The sequence below is a fragment of the Candidatus Krumholzibacteriia bacterium genome (assembly GCA_035649275.1).
Taxonomy (GTDB): Bacteria; Krumholzibacteriota; Krumholzibacteriia.
Window position 1 is genome coordinate 14,146 of sequence record DASRJW010000088.1, and the last position, 12,773, is coordinate 26,918.

The 12,773-nt window shown below is 68.1% G+C and carries 12 protein-coding genes; 10 read left to right on the forward strand and 2 right to left on the reverse strand.

All coding sequences use genetic code 11. The annotated features are described in order from the left end of the window. Positions 1-6: 6 nt before the first annotated feature. The 7 genes from VFE28_08890 to VFE28_08920 all read left to right on the forward strand — a co-directional run bounded on the left by VFE28_08890 (position 7) and on the right by VFE28_08920 (position 8,224). Positions 7-1,272: a PorV/PorQ family protein gene (locus VFE28_08890; GenBank protein HZM16103.1), complete on the forward strand. Its 1,266-nt coding sequence runs from the start codon at positions 7-9 to the stop codon at positions 1,270-1,272. Between the two features lie 14 nt (positions 1,273-1,286). Then, entirely contained in the window at positions 1,287-4,370 is a 3,084-nt protein-coding gene (locus tag VFE28_08895) for a tetratricopeptide repeat protein (protein ID HZM16104.1), read from the forward strand. Positions 4,371-4,388: 18 nt separating this feature from the next. Continuing rightward, positions 4,389-5,066 (forward strand): MotA/TolQ/ExbB proton channel family protein, encoded by a 678-nt coding sequence (locus tag VFE28_08900; protein HZM16105.1) that lies wholly within the window; start codon positions 4,389-4,391, stop codon positions 5,064-5,066. A 43-nt stretch (positions 5,067-5,109) separates the two neighbouring features. Continuing rightward, the gene (locus VFE28_08905; protein HZM16106.1) at positions 5,110-5,514 is read left to right on the forward strand and encodes a biopolymer transporter ExbD; all 405 of its coding nucleotides are present in this window, start codon (positions 5,110-5,112) and stop codon (positions 5,512-5,514) included. A 1-nt stretch (position 5,515) separates the two neighbouring features. Beyond that, positions 5,516-5,938 carry a biopolymer transporter ExbD gene (locus VFE28_08910; protein ID HZM16107.1) on the forward strand — a complete coding sequence of 141 codons (423 nt, stop codon included), beginning with the start codon at positions 5,516-5,518 and terminating at the stop codon, positions 5,936-5,938. After that, positions 5,935-6,954, forward strand: a complete 1,020-nt coding sequence (locus tag VFE28_08915; protein ID HZM16108.1) for an energy transducer TonB — start codon at positions 5,935-5,937, stop codon at positions 6,952-6,954. The genes VFE28_08910 and VFE28_08915 overlap by 4 nt, the downstream gene beginning before the upstream one ends. 109 nt (positions 6,955-7,063) lie before the next feature. After that, positions 7,064-8,224: a hypothetical protein gene (locus VFE28_08920; protein ID HZM16109.1), complete on the forward strand. Its 1,161-nt coding sequence runs from the start codon at positions 7,064-7,066 to the stop codon at positions 8,222-8,224. A 3-nt stretch (positions 8,225-8,227) separates the two neighbouring features. On the opposite strand, the gene VFE28_08925 is transcribed toward VFE28_08920, so the two are convergent. Together VFE28_08925 and VFE28_08930 are read right to left on the reverse strand one after the other, a co-directional pair. After that, positions 8,228-8,617, reverse strand: a complete 390-nt coding sequence (locus VFE28_08925) for a hypothetical protein (GenBank protein HZM16110.1) — start codon at positions 8,615-8,617, stop codon at positions 8,228-8,230. Between the two features lie 389 nt (positions 8,618-9,006). Further along, the gene (locus VFE28_08930; protein HZM16111.1) at positions 9,007-9,201 is read right to left on the reverse strand and encodes a hypothetical protein; all 195 of its coding nucleotides are present in this window, start codon (positions 9,199-9,201) and stop codon (positions 9,007-9,009) included. Between the two features lie 171 nt (positions 9,202-9,372). Between VFE28_08930 and VFE28_08935 the strand changes: the two genes are divergently transcribed. From VFE28_08935 to VFE28_08945, 3 genes are all read left to right on the forward strand, one after another. Further along, on the forward strand, positions 9,373-11,367 hold the full coding sequence (locus VFE28_08935; GenBank protein HZM16112.1) for a M28 family peptidase: 1,995 nt from the start codon (positions 9,373-9,375) through the stop codon (positions 11,365-11,367). Continuing rightward, complete coding sequence (locus VFE28_08940) at positions 11,364-12,179, forward strand: hypothetical protein (GenBank protein HZM16113.1); 816 nt, start codon at positions 11,364-11,366, stop codon at positions 12,177-12,179. Before VFE28_08935 ends, VFE28_08940 begins: the two co-directional genes overlap by 4 nt. A 98-nt stretch (positions 12,180-12,277) precedes the next feature. Further along, positions 12,278-12,709 carry a hypothetical protein gene (locus tag VFE28_08945; protein HZM16114.1) on the forward strand — a complete coding sequence of 144 codons (432 nt, stop codon included), beginning with the start codon at positions 12,278-12,280 and terminating at the stop codon, positions 12,707-12,709. Positions 12,710-12,773: the final 64 nt, after the last annotated feature.

Below are 12,773 nucleotides of genomic sequence, written 5' to 3' on the forward strand. Positions count from 1 at the left end.
GGAGACATGCATCGCCACGCACGTTCCACGCAGTGCGGCCGTGGTCTAGCTCTGGGCCTGGTCGCGATCCTCGGAGCCGCGCTGCAAGCGCGGGCCCAGGAACAGAGCAACGGTGCGCCCGGAGATTGGCTGTCGCGCTACGCCGGGGCCCGCTCGGTCGGATACGGCGGCGCCTTCGTAGCCGCGATGAACGAGCCCATGGGCGTGCTCTGGAACCCCGCAGGTCTGGCGCTCCTCGATCAAAACGAGGTGCACCTGGAGATGTCGCGGTTGTTCGAGAGTACCTCGATGAACGGCTTCAGCTTCGCATTGCCGGCGAAGCGCATCCCCAGCTTCGGGATCACGGTGGTGTCCCTCTCGTCCGGTGATTTCGAACGGACGAGCGAGCTCAACGAGAACCTGGGCACCTTCGACTCCGGGGAGATGGCGGTGCTGCTCACGGCTTCGAAAGCCATCTCGCCCCGTCTCTCCTTCGGCGCCAACTTCAAGGTGGCGCGCCAGTCCCTGGAGGACTTCGATGCCGCCGGCTTCGGCATGGACCTGGGAGCCATGGCCGATGTCACGCGGCAGGTGCGGGTCGGCGTCTCGCTGCTCAACGTCGGCGGGCCGAGCCTGCAGCTGCGCGAATTGCAGGAAACCTATCCCACCGAGGTGCGCGGCGGCGTGGCACTCCGCGTCCTCGGCGGCCGCGGCACCATCGCGGCGGAAGTCGATTCCCGCGATGGCCCCGGCGCCACCATGCACGCCGGCACCGAGTTCTGGGTGCATCCGACCATGGCGCTGCGCCTGGGCTACAACGAGGCCTATGCCACCGGTGGCTTCAGCTACCGCCTGGCGTCGGGAATGCGCTTCGATTACGGCGTTTCCGACCACGAGCTGGGCATGACGCACCGCTTCGGAATCTCCTACAAGTTCGGCGGTTTCTTCGCCAGCTCCGTCGCCGACCCGCCGGTGTTCTCGCCGACGGGCCAGCAGTCGGTCACCAAGATCCAGCTGGAGTCGCACACCAAGTCGGACGCGCGTGACTGGAAGCTCGAGATCCTGAGCGCCTCCAATCAAGTGGTGCGCAGCTTCGGTGGCAAGGGCGTGCCCCCGGCCCACGTCATGTGGGACGGCAAGGACGAATTCGGCATGCCGCTCGCGGATGGCGTCTATCGCTACCACATGGTGGTCACGGATGCCGACGGTCGCGAGGTCCTGAGCCGCATGCGCAGCGTCGAGATCTCCACCGGCGGGCCGCAGGGCTCGGTGCCGGTCGAAGTCCAGCCGTGAAAGGGAGCGGAGCCATGAGGTCGATGCAGGTCGCCGGTGTGGTGGCGCTTCTCGTCGCCGCACCGGCCCTCACCCAGGGCGGCGAAGAGGTTTCGACCCGCCCGGCGACACTGGCAGAAGTGGGGATGCAGCTCGAGCAGGTGCCGCTGCGCGCCCCCGCAGAGCGGGAAGCCGCGCTGGCCGATGTCGAGCAGGCCCTGAGCCAGGCGCAACGCGGCGGGCTCAGCGGGGATCGACGGCTGGCGGCGCAGCTGCTCGCCGGCGAGGTCCAGTACGGTCGCCACGACTACGCTCGGGCCTCGCAGTACTTCGGCGAGGCGGAGAAGTCCGGCGGCGTCTTCGCCGACGATGCCGGCATGGCGCGCATCCAAGCGCTGGAGGCCAAGGGCCAGGATGCCGAGGCCGCCAAGGAATGGGCGAAGTGGGAGAAACGCTACCCGCAGAGCTCGCTCCTTCCGGAAGTGCGGCTGGCGCGGACCTGGAACGCCATCCGCCGCATGGCCCTGGAGGAAGCGGCGAGGACGCTGGCGGAGTTGGTGAAGCAGCGGCCGCATCTGCAGAAGGATCCGCGCGTCGTCCTGGCCGATGCGACGCTCCACTATCTGAACCAGAGGTACAACGAGGCTCTCGCCGCTCTCGGAACGCAGAGCGGCGCCGGGCCCACCTACTTGCGGGCACTGTGTCAGGCAGCTCTCGGCGCTCGTCTCAAGGCGGCGGCCCACTATCAGGAAGTCGTGGACCGCTACCCCGAGTCGCCGCTCCGCGAGCACGCCATGCTCGCCAAGGCCAACTCGTTCCTGGAGAGCAAGGCGTTCCGCAGCGCCGCGGAAGAATTCCGCCGCGTGGCGGAACGGGTGCAGACGCCGGACCTGCGCGCCGAGGCCGAGCTGCGCCGCGCCGGGGCTCTGGTGCTGGATGGCGACACCGCAACCGGCAGCAGCGAGCTGCAAGGCGTGGTGGCGAAGTACCCCGGCACGGGCTTCGCCGCTCGCGCCCAGTACCTCCTCGGCGAGGTGGCGTACTCGCAGCAGCAGTACGAGCCCGCCATCGTCGAGTACAACCGACTCCTCACCACCTATTTCGAACATGCCTTGGCGGCGACGGCCCAGTATCGGGTCGGCCGCTGCTTGGACGCGCTCAACCGCAAGGCCGAGGCGACGAGCGCCTACCAGGCCGTCGTCCGCGGCTATCCCTTGGAAGCGGAGTCGCCGGCAGCGGCCTACCTGGCCGGTGTGGGTCTCATGGAGCAGGGCAAGCCGTTGATCGCGGCGCCCTACTTCCAGCTCGTGCTCGACCGTTACGCCCAGCGTCCGAAGGATGCGGCGGTGCTGGTCTTCGCTTCGCCGGAACATCAAGAGCTGGTGGAAGCGGCGCTCTGTCTCTTGGAGCTCTGCTACCACAAGGCCGGGGACCTGGGGCAGCTCTCCGGGGCGCCGCACATGACGCTGCAGCAGATGCCGCCGAGCCGTTCCAGCTGGCGCGCCTACGCGCTGCTCATCGACGCCGACGCGCTGGCCGCCATGGGCCGGCACGACGAGGCCCAGGGCACGCTCAGCAAGCTGGTGCAGGAGTTCCCGGACCACGCCGTGGCGCTGCACGCCAACCGGTTGCTGGCTTGGACCTACGCGCAGCAGGGCAAGGACGCCCTCGCCATCGAGACGGAGCAGCGCATGCTGGTGCGCTACGCCGCCACGGGCAACGCCGATTTCCTGGGCAGCGCCTACCTCAACAAGGCGCACGTGCTCTTCAATTCCAAGAAATACGCCGAGGCGGCGGCGGCCTACGACGATTACCTGAAACGCTTCGCCGGTCACTCCGGCCGCCAACTGGCTCTCTACCAGGCGGGCGTCGCCTACACGCGGCTCGACCGCAACGGCGACGCCGTGGATCGTTGGGAGATGCTGGTGAAGGAAGCGCCGAAGTCGGAGATCGCCGAACGCGCCTGGGCGCGGGTCGGAGACCTCTACTTCCGCGCCGAGCACTACGCCGATGCCAAGCGCTGCTACCAAGGGTTGCTGGAGAACTTCGCCGAGAGCCAGGCGGCGGCGCTCGCGCACCTGCGCCTGGCGCAGTGCGACTACAACGCCGGCCGCGACGGTGAAGCCTTGCAGGAATTCTCCGAGGTCGGCCAGCGTTACCCCGGTACCGTCATGGCGAAGGAAGCGGCCCGCGGCAGCGAGCTCGCTCTCTACCGCCTCGGTCAGGACAAGGGCGGCATCGCCACCTTGGCGCAGCTGGTGGAGCAGTACCCGACCAGCTCCTTCGCCGCCGACGCCCAGTTCCGCATCGCCATGCACCATTACGAGGCGAAACGCTGGGCCGAGGCCATCGAGGGCTTCCGCCGCGTGGTGACCCAGTTCCCTGGCTTCACCGCCGCCGATCAAGCGCACTTCCTCATGGCCGACGCCGCCGAGCAGAACCAGCAGACCGACGAGGCGCGGCGCGGCTACGACCAGTTCCTCATGTTCTTCCCCGAGAGCGAGCTGCGGCCGACGGCACAGTTCCGCCTCGGGATGCTGGACTTCCAGGCCGGCGACCACATGCGCGCCGCGGTGCAGTTCACCGGCGTCTTGGACAGCGAAAAAGCCAACGCCGAAACCAGGACGGCCTGCCTCTACAACCTGGCGCTCTGCCAGCGCGTGCTGGGCGACACGGAAGCGGCCCGCACCTCTTTGGAGCGCTACCGCACCGAGCATCCCGGGGATCCTCGCAGCATCGACGTGGCCTACCAGCTCGGCGACCTGCATGAGAAGGCGGGCCACTGTGGCCAGGCCTTGGAGGAGTACCAGAAGGCTCTGGCCGGCGGACCCCCGGCGAAGCTCGCTGTCGAGCTCTACTACCGCATGGGCGCTTGCCGCGAGCAGGAAGGCCAGGCGGACGCTGCCGTGGCCTCGTACCAGAAGGCCATGCAGGCATCGGACAAGTCCGACGCCTTCCGTCTCTCCGCCGTGGTGCGTCTGGCGACGCTGCACGAGGAGAAGGGCAACTTCAAGGGTGCGCTGGCAGCGTACCGCGACCTCGTCCGCAATGCCAAGGACGCGGAGATGGTGGCAGCCGCGAAGGAGCGCGTTGCCCAGCTCGAAGCCGCAGTTCCGTAGAGGGAAGGAGTCCGCACCATGATGTCGTTCGACTGGCTTCAAATCATCGGCACGAGCCCCACGATGCTCTGCCTCCTGGCGTGCAGCGTGCTGACCACGGGCGTCGTGCTCGAGCGCCTGTACTACTACTGGAAGCGGCGGGGCAACCCGGACGAGACGCTGGCCACGGCGATGACGCGCCTGCGTGCCGGCGAGGTCAAGGAGGCCATCTGGGCCTGCCGCAAGACCGGCCATCCCATGGGTTCGGTGGCGGCGCAGGTCCTGGAGCAGCGCGGGCTGCCGGCGCAGGAAGTGGAAGAAAAGATGCAGGTGTCCCTGTCGGAACAACGCCTGCTCTTGGAGCGCAACATGGGCTTCCTGGGAACCATGGCTGGCGCCGCGCCCCTCATCGGCCTCTTGGGCACCGTGTGGGGCATCATGCGCGCCTTCCATGACATGGCCATGTCCGGCTCGTCGTCGCCTTCCGTGGTGGCGGCAGGGATCGCCGAGGCGCTGATCACCACGGCCACGGGTCTCGTCGTTGCCGTGCCGGCCCTCATGTTCCACAACCACTTCGCCCGCCAGATGAACGTCATGTTGACGGTGGCGGAGAATCACACGCGCAGCCTGCGTGCTGCGGCCGGCGAGCACTCGGTATCGGGCCGCCACGTCCCCGAGGGGGCGACGACGCGGCACCCGGTGGGAGCCGGTGCCTGAACGGTAGGTTTTGCAGAGCTCACAGCTCGAATGGGAGAACATCGTGTTCCAGAAGTCGCTGCCGAAGTCGGACGATCTCAGCATCAACATGACGCCGCTCATCGACGTCTCCCTGGTGCTCGTGGTCATTCTGTTGCTGGCGGCGCCGCTCGCCTTCGAGGCCAGCATCGGGGTGAACCAGGCGGAAGCCCGGGCCCAGAAGGCCAAGCAGGTGGAGAAGCACGAGTTCATCGAGATCGCCGTCGTCTCCGACGACAGCGTGCGGATCAACCGGCGCATGGTGGGGCGGGAGAACCTGACCTATGCCTTGCAGCCGCTGCTCGAGCGCAGCGCCGAACGCCAGGTGCTCTTGTCCTGTGCCGACGGCATCACCCACGGCACCTTCGTCGAGGTCCTGGACGTGACCAAGTGCGCTGGTGCCAGCGAGATCGCCGTGCTCGGGAGGTAACATGGGCGCGCTCATCGTGAAACCAAAGGTGCCGATGGCCAAGATCAACGTCACGCCGATCATCGACGTGGCGCTGACGCTGGTCGTCATCCTGATGATGACCATGCCCATGCTCTCGGTCGCCAACATCGATGTGGAGGTGCCGCAGGCGCGCACCCGCGGCATCGAGAGCCAGAGCCGGCTCACCGTCACCCTGGGGAGGTCGGGAGAGCTGGCCATCGACGACGACATGGTGGAGTTCGCCCGCTTCGACAACGAGCTCCACAGCCGCTTGCAGGGGACCGGCGAGGGAACCCTCGTCGTCGTGCGCGCCGATCGCGGCGTGCAGTACGCCCAGGTGGCCGACATCCTCGCCCGGGTGCGTGGCGCCGGCGCTCAACGCATGGCGGTGGCGGCATCGCCGAAGACGGAGGAACGGCAGTGAGTGCCATCGCGGCACGACAGGAGCACCGGTTCATCTCGGTGCAGACCCGGCGGGCGCAGATCACCAGCTTCCTGGTGCATCTCATCCTGCTCACCTGGCTGGCGCTCCGACCCATGGTCCTGGCCGAAGGGCCGACGCTGACCGAGATCGCCTGGATCGACCCGTCGAGCTTGAAGCCGGCGTCGCCTCCTCCAGGTCCGGCCTCACCGCCGCCGGCAGCGGCCGCGGCGGAAGCCGCGGCTCCGAGCACCCAGGCGACACGGCCGCACCCAGTGGAAGAGCACCAGTTCGAGCGCACCCTCACCCGTTCGGAACAGGCGCCGGCGTTGCAGACCTCGCGGAGCTTGCAGGACGTGCTCAATGCCCGGATGGCCTCGATGCAACGCGAAGCACACAGCGGTCCGGTGAGCCCCATTGCGGCCCCCATGGCGATTCCCATGGCGGGCTCGCAGCTGGCGGGAGTTGGAACCTCGCCCTCCGGCGCGGCCGTCGGCCTGCGCCGCGGCGGTAGCGGCACCGCGGGCGGTGGGACGGGTGCCGGCGGCTCCAGCGCGACGGGGAGCGGTGGCGGTGGGACGCGGCCCGTGGCCTTGACGCGGGCGGGCACTGGCCTGCCGGCCACGTCGCTCCCGCAGCTGGCGACCGTGAGCGCGCCCAGTTTCGAGAGCCAACGCTCCAAACCCCAGGACGTGGACAACGCCAAGGTGCGGAAGCTCGCCGGCGCCTCGCTCCTCGGTCCGATCGCGGATCGCAACATCCTGCAGCAGCAGACGCCGGCCTATCCGGACTGGGCCGAGGTGCAAGGTGTCGAGGCGACCGTGAGTCTCTACTTCGTGGTCCGACCCGACGGTCACATCAAGGAGAACATCTTGGTGGAGAAGACGTCGGGCTTCGAAGACTTCGACGCCAATGCCGTGACCGCATTGCGCGGCTGGCGCTTCGAAGCGTTGGGTCCCGGCTCCACCGGTGAGCAGTGGGGACGGATCACGTTCCATTACCGGTTGAGCTCCGGTTGAGATCGGCCGCGAAGCGAGCCGGCCGAGCGCCGGACCAGACCATGACCGCACGCCGGTCGCCACAGGCCGAGCCCACCGGTCGAGACCTGCGAGGTGATGGGAGATGACGGTGCAACGAGTTCCATGGATCGCTGCGGCCATGACCGCCACGCTCTGGCTCACGCCGGTCGCGCTGGACGCGAAGCTCGCCAAGAGCGACAGCACCACGAGCCAGGCCAAGGCGGCGGCACCCACGGCGAAGGCCACGACGGCAGCGTCGTCGAGTGCACCGTCCAAGTCGGTGAGCCAGACGGCCAAGAGTACCGACTCCAAGCCTGCGGCACCGGCGACCAAGGCCAAGGCGAAAGCGTCGCCGGCCAAGACCGCCGCGGCGCCCAAGGCCGAAGACACCACACCGGCGCCCCCGAATCCCGGCAAGAGCGCAGCGAAGCCGAAGATGACCCTACCCGCCGGTCAGGAAGGCACTGCGTTCGGCAGCCTCACGGTGGAAGGGGAGGATCGCATCCGCATCGAGTTCGAGCGCCCGCCGCTCGATCTCCAGCTCGACCCGCGCCAGAGCCCCGGGTTGGAACTCGGGGATTCGCAAGAGATCCTCGACCGCGAGAAGCCGGAGCTGGTGAGGCCGTATCTGCAGACCTCGGCGCTGGTGCGCACACCCTACCAGGGGCGGCCCTGGCTCGACGAGATGACCACCGGGCCGGTGGCGCGTTTCCATCCGGCGGTGACCGGGGTGGAGCGCTGGCGGCTGGCGGTGGTGGACTCGCGGGGCGAACAGGTCGTGGAGTTCAAAGGCACCGGCTCGCCCCCCAAGGAGATCGAATGGAACGGTCTCAATGCGACGGGCAAGCCCTGCCAGCCGGGCCTGACCTACTCTTACGTTTTCGAGGCCTTCGACCGGGCGGGCAACAAGCGTAACTTCGTCGGCGACGGTTTCCAGCTGCCTTCCTATCGGCGCGAGACGCCGCAGGCGCTGGTGCTCCTCTTTGCCGGCGAGCGGCTCGGAGGCCCGGCGGCGAACCGGCCGGGTACAGCACCGGCTCCCATCGTCCTCGAGGCGGCGAGCTGGATCAATCAGTCACCGCGCACGCAGCAGCCGATCCAGGTGAAGGCGACGGCACGCAGCTTCGAGGTGGCGAATGCATTGTCGCAGACGCTCGTGCAGCAACTCGGGTCGCTCGTGATCGGTGATCCGGCCCGCATCCAGGCGCAGAGCGCCGTGGAACCCGATGCGCCGCCGCAAGGGAGCGTGGCGATCACCATCGCGCCCTGAGCTTCAGGTGGACCCCGTGCCCGGAGCGCGTCCCGGTTCGTCCGGGTCGTCCTCCGGGCGCGGCGTTTCAGACTCTACTTCCAGCTCGACGAACAGCGCCTCCGCCAGAGCCAGAGCGCGAGTCTCGGCCAGGTCGAGCGTCCACTCCGGCTGCAGCTCGAGACGCAGGCGCCGTCCCACCTCGGCAGCGAAGGCCTCGAACTCCGCCGGTTCCGCCTCGAGCTCCCGCGCGTAGTGCGCCACCATCGCCTGCACGGACTTCTCGGCCAGGAAGGTCAAACGCCGGCGCCGCCGGTTCTTGTGCCGGTGCGAGGTGAGATCGGCGTGCTCGTAGCGACGATCGAGGGACGGGTGCAACGTCAGGCCCCGCCTTCGCTCTTCCTGTCGGTGCATGGGTTCCCCTAAGCCCGGTTCGAGCGGCCCAACCCCTCGTGGTTCCCTGTTCCCATGATCGCGCCTGCCTCGGACCGGCGCAAGCCGGCCTGGCCGGTCATCACTGGGTGGCCTGGCGCAATCGAGGTCGCTGGCAAGGTTGGGGAGTCTCCACCTTCCACCCCGACGAGGGTCTGCGAGGAATCTCGACGACAGCAGCGGAAAGAGCAGCGCTCATCCCGCAACCTTCGTTTTACAATGAGAAGCGGGACGAGGATGTTCCCCTCCAGGTGGCGACGCCAGGCGTCCTGGGGAATGACGGTAATCCGGACGGAGATGTCCTGACTGCAACCGTCGCCACCGGTCCCGCCAACACCTGCTCGTTTTGACTGTCAACGGCGCGTTCCTCTTCAGTCCTGCTTCGTCTTCGCTGCCTTCAGGTGCTCGCCCCTCTCGACGTAGGGTTTGAAACGCTCGAAGAGGAAATGCCGCCAGACGCCGTCCACCGCGGCTGGCCAGCCGTCTTCGAATTCGCCAGTCGCATGCGCCGAGAAGGTGAGGCGGGTGGAGTCCGGTCCGGCCGCTTCGAATTGGTAAGTGCACACCAGGTGCAGGGCGCCGAGCGCCGCATGACTCGAAGGGGGAACGACAAAGCGAGGCGAAAAGTCAGCATACCACGGTCAGATTCCGCGGCAGCCAGCAGCGAGACGAGTGCTCCCGGTCAGCAGCGATTTCGGGTACTCTGAGGAGGCGATCGTTCTCCACAAGGGGTGTGTATGCCCACGAAAACGCTCCAATCGCATGTTGCCGCCGCCTGCATCGCCGGGGTAGCGACGCTCACTCTCGCCGTGACACCGTTCACCGTCGCGGCCCAGCCGTCCCCGCGCCCCGCCCCGTCGTCGGCGCGACCCCCAGCCCCGCCGGCCGGCGAGGTCAAGCCGGCAGCGGTCGAGCTTCCCGCCGAGGTGAAGGCGGCATGTCAACGCATCCATGCGGACGAGATCATCGCCACCATCCGCTTCCTGGCTTCGCCGCGCCTCGAAGGGCGCGACGCCGGCGAACGCGGCGCCGAGGTGGCGGCGGACTACCTCGTCTCCCGTTTCCAGGCCGCGGGTCTCCGCGCCGGGTCGAAGGACGGCTACCTGCAACGCTTCGATCTCGTCCGGCGCACCTTGGCGCCGGAAGAGGAGCTGACGCTCACGCGCCGCAGCGGGAGCGCCACCTCCTCACGCCCCTTGGCGCTGCGCACGGACTGGGTGCCGCTCTCGTTCTCCGAGATCGGCAGCGTCGAAGCGCCGGTCGTGTTCGCCGGCTACGGCATCGTCGCGCCGGAATACAAATGGGACGATTACGCCGCCCTCGGCGCCAACGGCGCCAAGGGCAAAGTGGTGGTCGTCTTGCGGCACGAGCCCGACGAAGACGGCAAGTCAGGCAGCAAGTTCTTCGAGGGCCGGGAGATGACACTGCATGCTTCGCTGCGGCAGAAGGCGCGTGTCGCCGCCGCGCGCGGCGCCGTGGCGCTCCTCGTGGTGGACGATCCGCTGCTCCACGAGGTGCAGTCCAATCCTTCGAACTCCTTGGGTGGCTGGACCTACTTGACCGCGGAGGAACGCAAGCTGCCGAAGGACGATCCCGCCCGGCCGCGCGGCACCGCGAGCGTCGACGGGTTGAACCAGCCCCTCGGCGTCCTGGCGGCGCACGCTTCGCAGGAGCTGCTGCGCTGGCTCGATGCGGGGCGGGACTGGAAGGCCCTGCAACGGGATCTCGACGCGGGGCGCAGATCGAAAGCCTTCGCGGTGCCCGCGGTCACGGTGCGCTTCGTCCATGCGGTCGAGGTGGAGCGGCAGCCGACGAGCAACGTCCTCGCCATCCTCCCGGGCTCCGATCCGGAGCTCGCGAAGGAATACGTCCTCGTCGGCGGGCACTACGACCACGTCGGCAAGGACCGCCGCACCGCGGAGATTCACCCTGGTGCCGATGACAACGCCTCGGGCACGGCGGCGGTGGTGGCGATCGCCGAGGCCTTCGCCTCGCTGTCGCCGGCACCGGCTCGTAGCCTTCTCTTCGTCGGCTGGGGCGCGGAGGAGAAAGGTCTCCTCGGCAGCGCCTACTTCGTGCGCAAGCCCGCCGTGCCCCTCGACAAGATCGTGGCGGGGATCAACCTCGACATGCTGGGTCGCAACAAGGAGGGCGAAATGTCTGTCGTGGGCCGGACGGAGACGCCCGAATTGACCGCCCTCTTCGATCGCTTCGCCTCCGAGGTCGGCTTCGCCCTGAACGACGATGCCGGCGCCGGGGCGAGCCGCAGCGACAACGGCAGCCTCTGGTTGGGTGGCATCCCGACGGCGTCCCTCTTTTCCGGCACCCACGAGGACTACCACGAGCCCGGCGACACCGCCGACAAGGTGCTGCCGGGAAAGGTGGAGAAGGCAGCGCGTCTCGCTTTCCTCGTGAGCGCCGAGGTGGCGTCCGGGCGCTCGACGCCGGCGCCGCTCGACGTGCCGGCAGGAGCGTGGAAGGCGATCGCACCCAAGCGGGAAACGAAGCCCGTGGTCACGCCGGAAGCGCGAGCCGCGGACGCGAGTGCGGCGCAGGGAACCTCTGCAGGCGCCGACGCCGCCGCCGGTGCCGCGGCGAAGGCAGGAGCAGCGGGGAACACCGGCGCGCAGTCGGCGAGTCCGGAGGCCCCGACACCGGATGCAGCGCCGGCGGACGGGAGCGTGGCACCGCACGGCAAGCCGAACAGCGAGAAGAAGGAGGGCGGCCAGTGAACCACCGGAACATCCAGAGCCGCCGAGTGGCGGCGAGGCTCACCACACCGACGGCGTGCTTGGCGCTCCTGTTCCTGGGCGCCGTTCCCCTCCGGGCGGAGGCGTCGGAGGCGCGCGCTTTGCTCGAAAAAGCCATCGCCTTCCACGGCGGACGCGCCGCCTTGCAGGCGATGCCGCATTGGAAGGCAAGCGGCACTTATGAAGGTGGCGGGCGGCTCGTGGGTCGGGCCATGGATGCGGTCTATTACGAGCGCGCCGACGGCGCCCTCCGGACCGAGGTCGCTTTCGAGTTTCGCGGGAGCACCAGGACCACGGTGACGATGTACGACGGCACGATGTGCAAACGCCGTTCGCGCTCCACCTGGGACGACATCCCCCTGGACGAGAATCGTGAACGCGCCGCGCACCGACTGCCCTTCCTGCTGCAGGCGCTGTCGCTCGATCCCGTCGTTGCAGGCGAAGGGGAGGAGGCCGGTGCCGCGGTGTGGCGGGTGGAGGTGCGTGACGGGCGTGGTAAGGCCGTTCTCTCCCTCGCCAAGGACAATGGCCGTCTCGTGGCCCTCGAGTTTCCCGGCACCGAGGCCGAGGGGATGGGCACGAAGAAAGACGTGGTGCGGAAGTTCGTGTACCACGGCTTCGAGAAGGCCGGGGCCGTGCAGGTGCCGGCAGACATCGAGATGTTCATGGATGGCGTTTTCGATGGACGACTGCGTTTCGAGCGCATCGAAGTGATCAAGGAGTGGGACGACGCTTGGCTGCAACTTCCGGATCCGCGACGGCGCTTCATCCCGGGGGAGGAACTGGCGTTCTGATCTCCTGCCTGCCGGGTTGACAGGCGCGGGGTCGGGCTGGACAATGCGGCATCTCTTGTGCCTCGAGGAGCCCCCAACTCACGGGAGGTCCGCATATCATGCGTTCGAAGAGATTCGCGTTGCCCATCGTTCTCGCCCTGTCTTGCGTCCTCTCCTGCGCCGGGTCCAAAGACGTCGGCGGTGGGCTGTGGGGCACGCTCGGAGGTGTCACCGGCGTGTCGAAGCTCATCGACAGCTTCGGTAGGAACATGAGTGCCAATTCCATGCTCAGCCAAGCTCTCGGGAGCGAAGGCATCAAGCAAACGAAGATGGGTCTCTACAACAGCATCGCCAAGACGGGCGGCTACGCTTTCGAGAAGGGCACGGATCTCCAGGGTGCCTTGAAGGACAAGAAGCTGGATGCGGCGGGGGTCGACGCCGTCGGCTCGAGCCTGACCGCGGCAGCCAGCGAAGTCGGCCTCAAGTCCGATCAGGTCGCCGGCCTGAAGGCGATCTGGGAACCGGTGAAGATGTCCTTGGCCAAGAAGTGACGGTGGCAGGGTGATCGCCGCGCCGAGTCGGAGCTCGCTGGGCGGTGGAACAAGGAATCGAACG